This is a genomic window from Pseudoduganella plicata, from assembly GCF_004421005.1.
In the GTDB taxonomy this organism is placed as follows: domain Bacteria; phylum Pseudomonadota; class Gammaproteobacteria; order Burkholderiales; family Burkholderiaceae_D; genus Rugamonas; species Rugamonas plicata.
Window position 1 is genome coordinate 2,971,441 of sequence record NZ_CP038026.1, and the last position, 16,094, is coordinate 2,987,534.

Consider the following 16,094-nt stretch of genomic DNA (forward strand, 5'->3'; position numbering starts at 1 on the left):
TTCGATAGCAAGATGCGGTGGCTGGAGCGCAGAGTGTAGCGAAAACGCGGCGGCTTGCGCAGGCCATCGTGCGTGACATTGCATGTAAGATATGAATTCTCCAGCGGTGCGAGTTCAGCCCCGCGGTGAGAATGCGTGAGTTTTACAGGCTGGCAGAGGCCACCGGCAGACATTCTGTCCCTGCTATATTGGAGAAAATAGTTGAGTTCATTAGAACAAGTCTGGGCATATCGGGAGAAAACCGTCTATCCGAAGTTGTTTGGCGTGCCGAGCCGGGGATCTTCCCGCTTGACGCGGAGATTTTTGCGCAAGTGTTCAATGTCCAGGACGTGGACCCGCGCTGGTTGCATCTGGGCGTGATGGAATTCGAGCCAACACCGGCAAGGCAATCGTGGTTATACGTGACCTCGGGAGCGTCCAATCCATGGGAGACCGAACCGCGGGATTACCGTCCGGACGAGCCTTCCTGGCTGGGCGTGGAGTTCGTGATCGAAGCACCCGGCAAGGCGGATTGGCCCATCTACGTATTGCGGCGATTGCTGGCGTACCAGCTTCTGGTCACTCACGGTCATTTTGGCGACTTCGAACCGGTCGGTTACGGTTTTCGGGTTCCGGCTGGCGGAAGGATCGACGGCAGCGACGATTCGCAGCTGACCTTCCTTGCCGTTGCAAGGCCGAGCCACTACGAAAGCACCATCCAGCTCGATTCAGGATTTTTCGACTTCCTGCACGTCGTGGGTATCACTGAACAGGAACGCGACTACGCAAAATCGGCCAGTACCGAAGAGTTGATTGCCAGGCTGACGATGCATGGTGCGTATCCAGTCACCGATCCAGAGCGGGCCGGCGTTATCTGATTCCTTGACTGGCATTGGCCGGCGGGGCACATCCCCGATCGACCGGTGCCCCATACACTCGACAGTAATCATGCAAAACCGGAGTACGAACCGATGAATGTCTCGCTCGGGCCGCCAATCAGGGCCAGGCACCTTGCGGCAGTCGTGCTCGCGCTGACCGCGCAACTCGGCACAACCGACGCCAGCGCCATGTCGCGCATGGGCAGTCTCGAGGTCAGGCTGCAAGGGGACACACCCTGCTTCACGATTACCAGAAAAGAGAGATGGTGGAACGGTGTTCCGATGATCCATTCGGTCGGCGTCTCGGCATACGTGCGGGGCGCCCCACCGACGCCCGTCTGGCACCTCAGGCTGTTCCCGAACGCCATCCGTCTGGACAGGGACACCTGCCTGCCCTACGGTCACTCGCCGGCGGGGCCGGATCGACCGAGGCACCCCGCCTGGTACCGTGGCAGATTTATGCGGTGGGAATCGGCGGCCGCACCGACCGGCCGAGTGACGGTACGCAGGGTTATTCCGCCGATTTCTGCCTGGTACCCGGTGAAGGAGGCGCCATGACGGTGGTGAATCTTTCCGGGGAAAGCATCCAGCGAGGGCAGACGCGGTGCCACGCCGGATCGGCACGCTCCGGCGCAGAGTAGGACGGAAATCAACCGCGCAGCGCTATTTCGTCAGTACGACAATACCAGCCTAGGGTTTCGAGGACAGCACGGCAAACATGCCTGCCAGTGTGCGCATACCCGGCAGGCTTAACAGCTTGCCCAGTTTGCCGCGCCCCTGCTGGCGATGCAGCGCAATAGCGGAAACTGGTGTTGCGATGAATGCCGATGGCATCGGCTGCCACCCGTACCGTCATCGAATCGAGCATGCATCGCAGGAACGGCAGCCATTTTTCGCGCAGGCGGATGAAGGCAAGCGGTGTATTGGTGAGTGCGTTGAACGACCGGCGGCACTGCCGGCATCGATAGCGCTGCAGCCCGTAGCAGACGCCATGGCGGTACAACGTTGTCCCGTCGCAGTAAGGGTGCTAATGGGGAGTATCAACCGGTTATTTCGCCGCGACGACAACCGGGCAATAGTATCGGGGCCTATGCTAGAGTTGCGCTCCCGCGTAACCGGCAAACGATCCGATACTCCCGATGGTACGTCCCGATTCATCCCTTCACGGCGAATGGCGCCGCGCGCAGTGGTTGGCCCTTTCCCTGGCATTTGCCGCATTGGCGCTGGCGGTCATGTGGCATCGCTGGGGCGGGACGGTCGAGGACTCGCTGGCCTATTTCAATACCGCGCGCTATCTGCGCGGCGAAGTCCCCTTCGCGGAGCTGCGCGCGCCGTTCCCCTACCGTGTAACGATCCCGGCGTTGGCGGCCTTGTGGCCCGGCGACCTGCGGAGCGGCTTCGCCACGCTGAACTGGCTGGCCACGGCCGGCACGGCCGTCACGCTGTCGTATCTCGTCTTTCGGGCCGGGGGCGAGCGGCGCCGCGTCCTGCTGGCCGGCCTGCTGGCCATCGTCTCCGTGCCGACCTACTGGTACGCACCGTATCTGCTGACCGATCCCGGCGCGATCTTCGGCCGCTCCGTGTTCGCGCTGGGCGTCGTGACGGGCCAGCCCTGGCTGGCGCTGGCCGGCGGGCTGTTCGCCACCACCGTCCGGGAAGAAAACATCCTGCTGCTGGCCTGGCTGCTGGTGTTCGGCCGGGTGGGATGGCTGCGCGGCGGCATCGTGCTCGCGCTCGCGGCCATCTGGCTGATCGTCGTGCGCTGGTATGTGTTCCCCGGCTTGCCGACTTATTTGTGGGTGCCCAATATCGGCACCGTGATCGCCGCGCTGCGCGACCAGCGCTCGCTGCTGTCGCTCGTCAGCGCCGGTGTCATCGTCATTCCGCTGGCCGTGCTGGCATGGCGGCACGTGCCCGAACGGATCCGGCCATTGAAGGGCATCCTGTTGATGATGGCCGTGCCGCCGCTGTACGCGGCGCTGTCCGTACGGATCGAGGGGCGGGCCATCTGGAGCCTGTATCCATTCCTGATTCCGATTGCCGTATTCGCGCCAGGCCTTATTCGGCGTCGTGAAAAATAACCCCCAGCGTATGCCGCCGCCCGCTCCGGACGCGGCTGACGCCATGGCGCAGGTTGACGCGACAGATCCCACGCGTGCCGTTCACGGGGCGGTGAAAGACGGGGAAGATCACGCAGTCGCCCTGCCCCAGCGGCACGACCTCCACTCTTGACTGCATGCGCGGACGCTGCTCCGTCAACACGAATTCGCCGCCGGTGAAGTCGATGCCGGGCCGCGACAGCAGGAACGCGGCCTGCAGCGGGAACACGTGCTCGCCGTATAAATCCTGGTGCAGGCAGTTGTAGTCGCCCGCCTCGTACTGCAGCAGCAGCGGCGTCGGGCGCGCCTGGCCGGCGGCGTGGCAGCGCGCCAGGAACCCGGCGTGCGACGCCGGGAACCGCACCGGCAGGTTCATCGCCTCGTACCAGCGGTTGGCAATTGCCGCCAGCGGCCCATACAGCTGCTCGCGCAGGCGCGCCACGAGCGGCGGCAGCGGATAACAAAAATACTGGTACTCGCCGCGGCCGAAGCCATGCCGGGCCATCACGACGCGGCTGCGGAAGCAATCGGGGTCGGCATACGTCCGCGCCAGCGCCGCGCAGTCGTCCGCCGCCAGCACGCCCGGCACGTGGGCGCAGCCGTCCGCGTTCAACGTTTCTTCGATGGCGTGCCAGTCGAACGTCACTTGCCGCCCTCGCGCTCCAGCAATGCCTGCTTGCGCTGGACGCCCCAGCGGTAGCCGGACAGCGAACCGTCCGTGCGCACCACGCGATGGCAGGGAATCGCCACGGCCAGCGCGTTGGCGGCGCAGGCGCCGGCCACGGCGCGCACGCTCTTCGGCGCGCCCACCATCTGTGCCAGCTCCGTATAACTGACCTTCCGGCCGGCGGGAATGGTGCGCAGCGCCTGCCACACGCGCTGCTGGAACGCCGTGCCGCGCACGTCCAGCGGCAGATCCAGGCCCAGCTCCGGCGCCTCCACCAGGCCGATGACCTTTGCCACCGTTTCTTCGTATGCCGGTTCGGCGCCGATCAGCTCCGCCTTCGGGAAGCGGTCCTGCAGCTCGCGCGCCAGCGCGTCGGGATCGTCCCCCAGCAGGATGGCGCAGATGCCGACGTCGGTGCTGGCTGTCAGGATCGCGCCGAGGGAGCACTGGGCGATGGCGAAGCGGATGGTGGCGCCCTTGCCACCGGCGCGGAACGCCGTCGGCGTCATGCCCAGCGCCCCCTGCGACGTGGCATAAAAGCGGCCGCTGGAGTTGAAGCCGGCGGCGTAGATGGCGTCCGTGACGGTCGCCTCGCGGACCAGGTTCTGCTGCACGCGGCGCTGGCGCTGCGCCGCGGCATACGCCTTCGGCGTGACACCCGTATGCGCCTTGAAGATGCGGTGCAGGTGGAACTGGCTCAAGTTGGCCGCTTCGGCCAGCGTCAGCAGATCGGGCTGCGTGTCGGCCGCCTCGATCACGCGGCAGATGCGCTCGACGAGGGCGGCATGCCGTTCGGCCAGCGGCGGCTGGTCCGGCTTGCAGCGCAGGCAGGGACGAAAGCCGGCCTGCTCCGCCGCGGTGGTGCTGGCGTGAAAACCGATATTTGCGCGCAAAGCAGGCCTAGCGCCGCACGAGGGCCGGCAGTAGACGCCGGTGGTGCGCACGCTATACCAGAACTGGCCGTCCGCAGCACTGTCGCGCCGCTGCACGGCGGTCCAGCGGGCTTCGTCGGTGGCGAAGTCGTTGCTCGTTGTGGTGGTGACGGTCATCGGGTTTCCCTCGCAGATGTTCGATGCATCCATATTATGGCGCCGCCGTGACCCGGACACTCCGCCGCTTGCTTTTGAATTCGTCCGGGCCGATGCTAGAATCGCCCCACCCCGCAGCGGAGACCAGTTTGGACGCACAGCCAGCAATAGAGAACATCGACACCAGTATCCCCGTCTTCCAGCGCATCAAGGACTTCCTGACGGCGCAGATCGCGGCCGGCCACTGGAAGGAAGGCGACGTGATCCCGTCGGAGCAGGCGCTGGTGCGGCAGTTCGGCGTGTCGCGCATGACGGTCAACCGCGCCGTGCGCGAGCTCACGGCCGAAGCCGTGCTGACCCGGCGCCAGGGCTCGGGCACCTTTGTCGCACCGCAAAAATACCAGGCCACGCTGCTGCAGATCCGCAGCATCGCCGACGAAGTGCGGTCCCGTGGCCACGTGCACCGCAGCAGCCTGCAGTTGCTGGAGCAAAGCGCCGCCAGCGAGCTGCTGGCCAAGCAGTTCGAGCTGCCGGCCGGCCTGGCACTGTTCCATTCGATCATCGTCCACTACGAGAACGGCGTGCCGATCCAGGTGGAGGACCGCTGGGTCAATCCGCAATGCGCACCGGCCTACATGGAGCAGGACTTCACCCGCGTCACCCCGAACGAATACCTGGTGGCGGCCGCGCCGCTGCAGGGCGCCAGCTACAGCCTGGAGGCGCTGGCGGCGCCGCGCGACATTGCCGACATGCTGGCGATGGACGCGCGCCAGCCCTGCCTCGTGCTGCGGCGCCAGACCCGCTCGGGCGGCAGGGTCGCATCCATCGTGACGATGTGGCATCCCGGCCACCGCTACCAGTTTGCCGGCAGCGTCAGCACCGGCAAGGAAGCATGACCCTTCACCGGGCTTCGATGCTATAGTTGACCCGACCCCAGTGGCCGGGTTACGGCCGGGTCCCAGCCCCGGTTGGCTGCCGGTTTGAAAGGGAAGCACTTGCAAGGGACGCTCTTGCCATCTCGCGGTCCGTCGTGCCGCTTCATTTCCGCCCGCCTGGCGCGCGCGGCAGGGAGTGCGCTCGCCTGTCTGTTCATGTGGGCCGCAGCCAGCCCGGTCGCATGGGCCCTGGATGCCGTCACCGTCCAGCTCAAATGGCGCCACCAGTTCCAGTTTGCCGGCTACTACGCCGCCCAGGACAAAGGGTATTACCGTGCGGCGGGCCTGGACGTCACGCTGGTGGAGGCACAGCCGGGCGAGGACCCCGTGGCCGCGGTGCTGGACGGCCGTGCCCAGTACGGCACCAGCAACAGCAGCCTGCTGCTCGCGCGGGCTGCCGGCGCGCCCGTCGTCGTGCTGGCATCGATCTTCCAGCACTCGGCGGCTGCGCTGATCGTGCGTCACGGCCCGGACGGCAAGCGCGTGCCGCTGACCCGCGCCCGCGTGATGCTGGCGCCGGGGAACGAAGAACTGCGTGCGTACCTGCTGCGCCAGGGCATCCGGGTGCAGGACATGACGCTGCTGCCGCACAGCTACCGCCTGGCTGACCTTATCGAAGGCCGGGTCGACGCGATGTCCGGCTACGTGACGGAAACCACCTACCAGCTCGAACGTGCCGCGGGCCGCTACGACGTGCTGACGCCCCGCTCGGCCGGCATCGACTTCTACGGCGATATCTTCTACACCACGGAAGCCGAACTGCGCGACCATCCCGAGCGCGCCCGGGCGATGCGTGCCGCCACCCTCGAAGGATGGCGCTATGCGATGGCCCACCCGGAGGAGATCGCGGACCTGATCCGCGCGCGCTACCCGAACCATCATTCGCGCGAACATCTGATGCACGAGGCGCGTCTGACCACGCCGCTGCTGGAACAGCCGCTGATCGAGCTGGGTTACAGCAACCCGGTGCGCTGGCAGGCCATTGCCGATACCTATGCGGCGCTGGGCATGATGCCGGCGCGCTTTCCGCTGCAGGGCTTCCTGTACGAAGCGTCACGGCCAGCCCCGCCATGGCCCTGGCTGGCCGCCGGCACGCTCACGGCGCTGCTGGCGCTTTTCGTCCTGTGGCGCCAGCGGCGCATGGTGCTGCGCCTGCGCGGCGCCGAAACGCGGGCAGGCGATGCCGAACGCATTGCCGGCTTCGCGCTGGCCGGTTCCGGCGAAGGCCTGTGGGACTGGCAGCCTCAGAAAAGCCAGCTGCGCCTGTCGCCACGCTACTGCGAGATCCTCGGCTACGAGCCGGACGAGCTGGCGCCCGCCACGCGCGAGGAATGGCTCGACTACGTCCATCCGGACGACCGCGCCCAGATGCGCCATGACATGGCCGCGATGGAAGCGCCGGAGGCGGGCCAGGCCCACATCACATGGGAATTCCGCATGCGCTGCCGGGACGGCCATTACCGCTGGGTGCTCGTACGCGGCATGGTGCTCGAACGCGACCGACAGGGCCAGCCACTGCGCATCAGCGGCACGATGGGCGATGCGGGCAAGCGCGCCGACGAGGAGCGCGAAAGGGTCGCCGCCATCATGGAAGCCATGCCCGGATCGATGCTGATCGCCGACCGTGGGGGCCGCATCCGCCAGGCCAACGGCGCCGCCGCCACGTGCTTCGGCTACAGCCACGAGGCGATGGCGGGGCTGTCGCTGGAACTGCTGGTGCCCGAGGTGATGCGCAGCACGCCGGGCCAGCCGCGCGAACTGTTCAGCCGCCCCAATCTGCCGGGCCGCGTGCTGACGGCGCGCCGCAACGACGGCAGCCATTTCCCGGCCATGGTGCACCTGGCGCCGATCCAGCTGGACGGCCAGGGGCTGTCGGTGGTTTCCGTGCGCGACATGACGCAGCGCCAGCGCACCGAACAGGCGCTGCATGCCAGCTCCGAACGCTACCGGCTGATCGTGCAGACGGCTGCCGAGGGCATCTGGATGACCGATGCGAACGACTGCACGTCGTTCGTCAACCCGACCATGGCGCGCATGCTGGGCTATGAGCCGGAAGAGATGCTGGGCCGGCCGATGCAGGAGTTCATGGACGAGGAAAGCTGCGCGCTGCTGCGCCGGCAGAACAGCCGGCGCCGGCCCGGCATGGCCGAACAGGGCGACGCGCGCTTCTACCGCAAGGACCATTCGTCGATGTGGGGACTGCTGTCGACGACGCTGATCAACGCCGACAACGGCGTCTACGCCGGCACGCTGGCGATGATCACGGACATTACGGACCGCCGCCTGGCCGAAGTCGCGCTGCGCAATTCCAGCCAGCGCATGGCCTCGGTCTTCAATGCCGTCACCAACGGCCTCGTGGTCCTCAACAGCGAAGGCGTTCTGCTCGAATGCAATGCCGCGGCCACGCGGATGCTGGGCCGCGCCGCCGCCTGCGGCTCGCGCCTGTGGCCGGGCGTGCACGAGGACGGCCGGCCGTTCGTCAACGACGAGCACCCGGTGCAGCGCGCGCTGCGCTCGGGCCAGTCCGTGCGCGACGTCGTGATGGGCGTGGCGGGCGAGGACGGCACGCTGGGCTGGCTTTCCGTCAACGCCGAACCGATGCGCGACGAACTGGGCGCCGCGACGATGGCGGTGGCCAGCCTGACCGACATCACGGACCGCAAGCGCAGCGAGGACGCCGTGCGCGAAGGCGAACAGCGGCTGCAGGAAATCATCAAGATGATGCCGATCGGCCTGTTCCTGAAAGACGCGGACGGCCGCTTGATCCAGATGAATCCCGCCTGCGAGGAGCAGTTCGGCTACACGCTGCAGGATCTGCACGACGGCGATTATTCGCACCTGCACACGCCCGAGGAGATGGCCGCGTTCCGCCAGCGCGACGAGGAGACGTTCGCGCGCGGCGAGCTGACCGACTTCGAGGAGACGATCCACAATCCACGCCTGGGTCAGCAGCGCTACCTGCGCACGTTCAAGAAGCCCGTCTACGACGAGGCGGGCAAGCCGGCCTACCTGATCGGGATGTCGATCGACATTACCGCCAGCAAGCATGCGGAACAGGCGCTGCGCGAACTGAACGAGAACCTGGAAGAGCGCGTGGCGCGGCGTACCGCGCAGCTGGAAGAGGCGCGCAAGATCGCCGAGGAAGCAAGCCTCGCCAAGGGCCAGTTCCTGGCCAACATGAGCCACGAGATCCGCACGCCGATGAATGGCGTCATCGGCATGGCCTACCTGGCGCTGAAGACGGAGCTGGATCCGCGCCAGCGCGACTACCTGGAAAAGATCCGCTTCGCCGGCGAGCACCTCCTGCGCATCATCGACGACATTCTCGACATCTCGAAGATCGAAGCGGGCAAACTGGAAATCGAACAGGTGCCGTTCGCCATGGAGCACGTGATCCGCACCTTGACGACGGTGGTGACGCCGAAAGCGACGGGCAAGGAGCTGGCGCTCGAATTCGACCTGGATCCGGCCCTGCCGCCGGTGCTTCTGGGCGACCCGCTGCGCCTGGGCCAGGTGCTGATCAACTACACCAACAACGCCATCAAGTTCAGCGAACGTGGCAGCATCAGGGTAGGCGTGCGGCGCCTGATGGGGGACGACGCCCGCTGCCTGGTGCGCTTCGAGGTGACCGACGAAGGCATCGGCCTGTCGGACGTAGAGATGGGCAAGCTGTTCCAGTCGTTCCAGCAGGCCGACGCATCAACCACGCGGGCCTACGGCGGCACGGGGCTGGGACTGGCCATCTGCAAGCAGCTGGCGCAACTGATGGGCGGCGAAGTGGGCGTTACCAGCCGCCCCGGCGAGGGCAGCACGTTCTGGTTCACGGCGCTGCTGGGCATCGGCTCGGCGGCCGGCGCGGCAGCGCAGCAGGACGCCAACGCGCCCGTCGTCCCCAGTGCCAGCATGGCCGCACTGAAGGACGCAAGGATTCTGCTGGTGGAAGATAATACGTTCAACCAGCAGATTGCATCGGAGATGCTGGAGGAGGCGGGAGCGGCCGTGTGCGTCGCCAACAACGGCGCCGAGGCGCTCGAGCTGTTGCGCCAGACCGGTTTCGACTGCGTGCTGATGGACGTGCAGATGCCGCTGATGGACGGTCTGGAAGCGACGCGGCGCATTCGCGCCGATCCCCGTCTGGCCGGACTGCACGTGCTGGCGATGACGGCCACCGCCACGAACGAGGACCGCGATCGCTGCCTGGCCGCGGGCATGGACGACTTCATCTCGAAACCGATCCAGCCGGCGCTGATGTACCAGAGCGTGGCGCGGTGGCTGCCGCCGCGCCGGCACGACGACGTGGCGCGCCTGGTGCGCCCACCGCGGCGGGCACCCCGCGCCACGCTTGCCGGCGATCCGGATATCATCGACCTTTCCGTGCTGGCACAGGTGTTGGGCTACCATCCGGACAAGATCCGCAAATTCGCGTTCAAATTCCTGCAGACGAGCGAAGCGGGCTTCTCGGAAATGGAGCAGGCCGCCGCCGCCGGGGAGATCCAGGCCGTGCGCGACCTGGGGCACCGGATGAAGGCCTCCGCGCGCACCGTGGGGGCGATGGGCCTGGGCGACCTGTGCCAGCAGCTGGAGAATCTGCCCGCGAGCGATCCGGCGGGCGAGGCCCGGGCGGCACGCGCGCTGATCGACAGGCTGTGGCCGCTCCTGGCGCAGATTACGGAACACATCATGAACAACACGACTTTTGCCGACGACAACTGATATGGATACCGCCCTCAGGATTCTGCTGCTCGACGACGATACGTTCATGCTGGAACTGCTGACGGAAATGCTCGATGGCCTGGGTTACCGCAACGTGCGCGCCGAGAGCGACGCACGGGCCGCGCTGGTCGCGTTGCCCGAGTTCGCGCCGGACTTGCTGATCTGCGACCTGTCGATGCCGGAAATGGACGGCATCGAATACCTGCGCGCCGCGGCCGAGGCGAAGTTCAAAGGCGGCGTTGTGTTGCTGTCCGGCATGGACAGCGGCATCCTGCGCGCGGCCGAAACGCTGGCAATGGCCGAGGGCCTGACAATCCTTGGCGCGTGCAGCAAACCGGTCCCCCGCACGGCGCTTGCGAAGCTGCTGGAGCAGGCTGCCCGGCAGCGTCAGAGCCTGGTCGAGACAGGCGTCAGGCCGGCGGCACACGGCGACGCAAAATAGGTTATTATTTGATCCATTCCCGCCTGATTCCCACTTGCAACGTGCATTGAATTAGCGTGCGCCGTCTCCATCTGCCCTGTATATCCTGGGGATGACGACGAGGTGCCGCTTCGCCGTACGTTGCCAGGCAACCTTAATCCATCCTCCTGACGAGGCAAAAACATGAGCGACAACATCAAACACATTACCGACGCATCGTTCGAAGCGGACGTGCTGAAGTCCGACCGTCCTGTGCTGGTCGATTTCTGGGCAGAGTGGTGCGGCCCTTGCAAGAGCATCGCCCCGATCCTGGAAGAAGTGGCCAAGGAATATGACGGCAAGCTGACGATCGCCAAGCTGGACGTGGACGCCAACCAGGCCGTGCCGGGCAAGTTCGGCATCCGCGGCATCCCGACCCTGATTCTGTTCAAGAACGGTGTCCCGGCTGCACAAAAAGTCGGCGCGATGGCAAAAGGCCAACTGACCTCTTTCATCGACAGCAATATTTGAGTAATATAGGCGGTGCTGCGCCCGCAGCGCTGCCTGCCTGGCGGGGATCGAGGCTCCAGCCCTTTCCCTTATGACAATTTAGTCCACGCAGTTCCCTCCCCTACCTTACTTTCCCGTCACGGGACACTCAAACACCTATGCATCTATCTGAATTAAAGGCCCTCCACGTTTCGGCGTTGCTGGAAATGGCTATCGGTCTGGATATCGACAATGCTGCGCGCCTGCGCAAGCAGGAACTGATGTTCGCCATCCTGAAGAAGCGCGCCAAGTCCGGCGAGCAGATCTTCGGCGACGGTGCCCTGGAAGTGCTGCCGGACGGCTTCGGCTTCCTGCGCTCGCCCGATGCCAGCTACATGGCCTCCACGGACGACATCTATATCTCTCCTTCCCAGATCCGCCGCTTCAACCTGCACACGGGCGATTCGATCGAAGGCGAAGTGCGTACGCCGAAAGACGGCGAACGTTACTTTGCGCTGGTCAAGGTAGACAAGGTCAACGGCGAATCGCCGGAAGCCTCGAAGCACCGCATCCTGTTTGAGAACCTGACGCCGCTGCACCCGAACGAGCCGCTGCGCCTGGAGCGCGAGATGAACGGCGCGGAAAACATCACCGGCCGTATCGTCGACCTGATCGCCCCGATCGGCAAGGGCCAGCGCGGCCTGCTGGTGGCGTCGCCGAAGTCCGGTAAATCCGTGATGCTGCAGCACATCGCCCACGCCATCACGGCCAACCACCCCGACGTCACGCTGATCGTGCTGCTGATCGACGAACGTCCGGAAGAGGTGACGGAAATGCAGCGCTCGGTGCGCGGCGAAGTCGTCGCCTCGACCTTCGACGAACCGGCCACCCGCCACGTGCAGGTCGCCGAGATGGTCATGGAAAAGGCCAAGCGCCTGGTCGAGATGAAGAAGGACGTCGTGATCCTGCTGGACTCGATCACCCGCCTGGCCCGCGCCTACAATACCGTCATCCCGGCCTCCGGCAAGGTGCTGACGGGTGGTGTGGACGCCAACGCGCTGCAGCGTCCGAAGCGTTTCTTCGGCGCCGCGCGTAACATCGAGGAAGGCGGCTCGCTGACGATCATCGCCACCGCCCTGATCGAAACGGGCTCGCGCATGGACGACGTCATCTACGAAGAATTCAAGGGTACCGGCAACATGGAGGTGCACCTGGAGCGCCGCCTGGCCGAGAAGCGCGTCTACCCGGCCATCAACCTGAACAAGTCGGGCACCCGCCGCGAAGAACTGCTGATCAAGCCGGACCAGCTACAGAAGATCTGGATCCTGCGCAAGCTGCTGTACTCGATGGACGAGATCGAAGCGATGGAGTTCATCCTCGACAAGATGCGCGCCACGAAGACGAACACGGAGTTCTTCGACATGATGCGCAGAGGCGGCTAAAGCCGCAAGGCGCCAGGGAGATCGGCCTTGCAAGGCCGCTCGCTTGCGCAGGCGCGGGCCAGGGCCCGCGAAAAACCGGTGACAGGCTCCTATTTCCAGCGGAAATAGGAGCCTGTCACCGGTTTTTTTCGTTCTCGCCGATGACCGCACCCGGCTTTTGCTATACGAAAGCCATGGAGTTCATCCTCGACAAGATGCGCGCCACGAAGACGAACACGGAGTTCTTCGACACGATGCGCAGAGGCGGGACAAGTCCCCACAAAAAACCGGTGCCAGGCTCCTGATTCCGCTGGAAGCAGGAGCCTGGCACCGGTTTTTTGGAGCCTGGCACCGGTTTTTTTCCTTCTCGCCGATGACCGCACCCGTTTTTTTGCTATAATCCCCGGCTGTTTTTAACCCCGGCAAGTGAGCGGCAATCGGGTCAAGAAGCTGTGCGACCGACGAAGTGCTGTTTGGCTACCAACCATTTGAGAGAAACACATGAAAGCCGATACCCATCCAGAATACCGCGAAGTTGTTTTCCACGACCTGTCGTGCGATTTCAAGTTCGTTACCCGTTCGACGATCCAGACCCGCGAAAAAATCACCCACGAAGGTAAAGAATACCCTCTGGTGAAGATCGAGGTTTCCTCGGAATCGCACCCGTTCTTCACGGGCCAGCACAAGATCGTCGACACCGCCGGTCGCGTCGAGAAGTTCCGCCAGAAGTTCGGCAAAGTCGGTTCGAAGACCGCCGTCGCCGCAGGTTAATTTCCTGTTTGCGAAAAAAAGGCAGCTGCGGCTGCCTTTTTTTATTGTTATCGCCGATACTCCTGTTTCCATCGGTAAGTCCCCCGTGAGTTATGAAGCCTGTCCGTCTCCCCGCCTCCGCCACCCTTGCCCTGCCCCGCTGGGCCCTGTTCGCCCTGGCCCTGCTGTACATCCTGCCGGGCGTAATCGGACGGGAGCCGTGGAAGAACGACGACGCGGCCAGCTTCGGCGTCATGTGGACCATGGCGCACGGCACCTGGCAGGACTGGCTTTGGCCGAACATCGCCGGCATGTCGATGCCCGAGGAAGGTCCGCTGATGTTCTGGCTGGGCGCGCTGTGCATCAAGCTGTTCGGCGGCCTGCTGGGCGACGTGCTGGCGGCACGCATTGCCACCATCGGTATCTTCCTGCTGAGTGCGCTGTCGCTGTGGTACACCACCTTCAATCTGGGCCGCCGCCCCGAAGCCCAGCCGCTCAAGCTGGCGTTCGGCGGCCAGCCCGAGCCCGACGACTTCGGCCGCACGCTGGCCGACGCCGCCCTGCTGATCTATCTCGGCTGCCTGGGCCTGCTGCAGCACAGCCATGAGACGACGGTCGAGCCGCTGCTGACGGCGCTGCTGGCGCTGACGCTGTACCGCTCGGTGCGCTACATGGAGCGCCCCTGCCTGCGCAACGCGTCCCTGATCGGCCTGGCGCTCGGCCTGATGACGCTCACCCGCGGCTGGGTGCCGCCCGCCGCCCTGCTGGTGGCACTGTTCATCTGCACGCGTTTCCTCGCCATCCCCGCCCTGCGCACGCTGTCGCACCTGCTGCTGTCGCTGGGCGTCGCGGCCGCCGTCACGCTGCCGTGGGCCGTGCCCGCCTTCCTGACGCATCCTTACGGCCAGGCCCCGCTGACGGCATGGATGGCCTGGAACGCGTCGCAGATCGGCCTGCCGAACCTGCGCGCCGTGCAGACGTTCCTGCGCGACGGCGTCTGGTTCTTCTGGCCGGCGTGGCCGTTTGCGCTGTGGGCCGCGTATGCATGGCGCCGCCAGAGCAATCTGCTGCACATCGTGGTGCCGACGACCTTCGTGACGATCGCCTCGCTGCTGCTGCTGCTGCATCCGGCACCGGACCATGCGCAGCTGCTGATGCTGATCCCGCCGCTGGCCATCATGGCCGCGTTCGGCCTGCTGACCGTGCAGCGCGGCGCCATCAACGCCATCGACTGGTTCTCCGTCATGGTACTGACCCTGGGCGCGGCCCTGCTGTGGATTTTCTGGTATGCCCAGCTGACCGGCTGGCCGCCGAAGCCGGCCCACAACGTGCTCAAGCTGATTCCCGGCTACGTGCCGGAGGCGAACTGGCTGGCCGCCATTGTCGCGGCAGGCGCCACCCTGGGCTGGTTCCTGCTGGTGCACTGGCGCGTGTCGCGCCGGCCTTCGGTGCTGTGGCGCGCTGTCGTGCTGTCCTCCGGGGGCGTGATCCTGATCTGGATCCTGCTGATGACGCTGTTCCTGCCGCACACCAACTACAGCAAGAGCTACGCCACCGTCGCGCGCCAGGCCGCGGCGGCCCTCCCGGCCGATACCGATTGCGTAATGAGCAATGCCGGTCCGCCGCAGCGCGCATCGTTCGCCTACTTCGGCAAGCTGCCGTTCAGCGGCGTCGGCCAGCGCGACTGCAAGGTGCTGTTGTGGCAGGAGGCCACCCGCTCCCCGGTGCGTGCCAAACTGCCGCCCGGCAAATGGACAGTCCTGTGGGAAGGCCGCCGCGCCAGCGACCGCAGCGAACGCTTCCGCCTGTTGCGCCGCGTCCCCTGACGACGCTGCATGTCCGCAACGCCTGTCAGACCTGACGGGTGCGGTGCCTTGCTGCCTGCAAGCCGATCCGCTATGCTAAGGTAGTTATTGCCTTGGTGAATGATTATGTGGAAAGCGGCAGCGGCCCTCGCTGTACTGGTGGTCTCGGGCGGCGCCCTGGCGGGCGGTGCGATCGGCCCCACTGCGGAAATGCGTCCCGGCCCGTCGTTCGCCCAATGGCCCGCGCTTGTCCTGACGGGCGAGAACACGCCGCCTTCCAGCATGCTGGTCAACGGGTGGCCCACCGGCTACCAGACCGACAAGATGCATGCGCTGCTGCAGCGTGCCGGCGTCCCCTACCGCATCGATATCGTGCCGTGGAAGCGGGCTTATGTCATGGCCCAGCGCGAGCCAAACACGTGCGTCTACTCGACCACCCGCACGCCCGAGCGGGAAAAGCAGTTCAAATGGATCGGTCCCATCAACAGCACGGACTGGATACTTCTTGGCCGCGCGGGCCAGCAGTACCGGCTACGCTCGCTCGACGATGCCCGTTCGCTGCGCATCGGCACCTATAACGGCGACGCCCGCGGCGAATACCTGCGCGGCCGCGGCTTCATAGTCGATGCGACCCAGAACGACATGGCAAACCAGCAAAAGCTGCTGCTCAACCGGATCGACCTGTGGGCCGTGTCCGTCCGTACCGACAGCGCTATGCTGGAACGGCTGACCCTGGGCGGCAAGATCGTCCCCGTGCTGACCTTTAACAAAGTCCAGCTCTATCTCGCCTGCAATCCCTCCGTTCCCGATGCCCTCGTCGAGCGCCTGAACGCCACGTTCGAGACGCTGCGGCGCGACGGCACGCTGAGCCGGATCGACCGCGATTACAACGACCGCGAAGACCGCTCCATGCAGAAGTAACACTTGTAA

At 65.5% G+C, this 16,094-nt stretch carries 12 protein-coding genes and 1 pseudogene; 10 read left to right on the forward strand and 3 right to left on the reverse strand.

The features are described 5' to 3' along the window. Positions 1-131: 131 nt before the first annotated feature. Complete coding sequence (locus tag E1742_RS12950) at positions 132-857, forward strand: suppressor of fused domain protein (RefSeq protein ID WP_134385345.1); 726 nt, start codon at positions 132-134, stop codon at positions 855-857. A gap of 649 nt (positions 858-1,506) precedes the next feature. Here E1742_RS12950 and E1742_RS27375 read toward each other — a convergent pair. After that, a pseudogene (locus E1742_RS27375) lies at positions 1,507-1,869 on the reverse strand (IS1/IS1595 family N-terminal zinc-binding domain-containing protein); the annotation flags it as partial. Between the two features lie 178 nt (positions 1,870-2,047). On the opposite strand from E1742_RS27375, the gene E1742_RS12960 reads away from it, so the two are divergent. Next, a complete protein-coding gene (locus tag E1742_RS12960; protein ID WP_134385347.1) occupies positions 2,048-2,938 on the forward strand; it encodes a hypothetical protein in 891 nt (296 codons plus the stop codon). Here E1742_RS12960 and E1742_RS12965 read toward each other — a convergent pair. Together E1742_RS12965 and ada are read right to left on the reverse strand one after the other, a co-directional pair. Then, positions 2,916-3,602 (reverse strand): 2OG-Fe(II) oxygenase, encoded by a 687-nt coding sequence (locus E1742_RS12965; protein ID WP_371860147.1) that lies wholly within the window; start codon positions 3,600-3,602, stop codon positions 2,916-2,918. The two genes, E1742_RS12960 and E1742_RS12965, sit on opposite strands and share 23 nt — an antisense overlap. After that, entirely contained in the window at positions 3,599-4,672 is a 1,074-nt protein-coding gene (gene ada / locus E1742_RS12970; protein ID WP_134385348.1) for a bifunctional DNA-binding transcriptional regulator/O6-methylguanine-DNA methyltransferase Ada, read from the reverse strand. The genes E1742_RS12965 and ada overlap by 4 nt, the downstream gene beginning before the upstream one ends. A 128-nt stretch (positions 4,673-4,800) precedes the next feature. Here ada and hutC point away from each other — a divergent pair, with 128 nt between their 5' ends. From hutC to E1742_RS13010, 8 genes are all read left to right on the forward strand, one after another. Next, positions 4,801-5,547, forward strand: coding sequence for a histidine utilization transcriptional repressor HutC (gene hutC / locus E1742_RS12975; protein ID WP_371860148.1), 747 nt, complete (start codon positions 4,801-4,803; stop codon positions 5,545-5,547). A 114-nt stretch (positions 5,548-5,661) separates the two neighbouring features. After that, the gene (locus E1742_RS12980) at positions 5,662-10,299 is read left to right on the forward strand and encodes a PAS domain S-box protein (RefSeq protein WP_134385350.1); all 4,638 of its coding nucleotides are present in this window, start codon (positions 5,662-5,664) and stop codon (positions 10,297-10,299) included. A 1-nt stretch (position 10,300) separates the two neighbouring features. Next, the gene (locus E1742_RS12985) at positions 10,301-10,741 is read left to right on the forward strand and encodes a response regulator (protein ID WP_134385351.1); all 441 of its coding nucleotides are present in this window, start codon (positions 10,301-10,303) and stop codon (positions 10,739-10,741) included. 162 nt (positions 10,742-10,903) lie between these two features. Beyond that, on the forward strand, positions 10,904-11,230 hold the full coding sequence (gene trxA / locus E1742_RS12990; protein WP_134385352.1) for a thioredoxin TrxA: 327 nt from the start codon (positions 10,904-10,906) through the stop codon (positions 11,228-11,230). 137 nt (positions 11,231-11,367) lie between these two features. Beyond that, positions 11,368-12,630, forward strand: a complete 1,263-nt coding sequence (gene rho / locus E1742_RS12995; RefSeq protein ID WP_134385353.1) for a transcription termination factor Rho — start codon at positions 11,368-11,370, stop codon at positions 12,628-12,630. 480 nt (positions 12,631-13,110) lie between these two features. Beyond that, complete coding sequence (locus E1742_RS13000) at positions 13,111-13,380, forward strand: type B 50S ribosomal protein L31 (RefSeq protein WP_107140474.1); 270 nt, start codon at positions 13,111-13,113, stop codon at positions 13,378-13,380. A 92-nt stretch (positions 13,381-13,472) separates the two neighbouring features. Then, positions 13,473-15,185, forward strand: a complete 1,713-nt coding sequence (locus E1742_RS13005) for an ArnT family glycosyltransferase (protein WP_134385354.1) — start codon at positions 13,473-13,475, stop codon at positions 15,183-15,185. Between the two features lie 105 nt (positions 15,186-15,290). Beyond that, on the forward strand, positions 15,291-16,085 hold the full coding sequence (locus E1742_RS13010) for a substrate-binding periplasmic protein (RefSeq protein WP_134385355.1): 795 nt from the start codon (positions 15,291-15,293) through the stop codon (positions 16,083-16,085). Positions 16,086-16,094 lie beyond the last annotated feature (9 nt).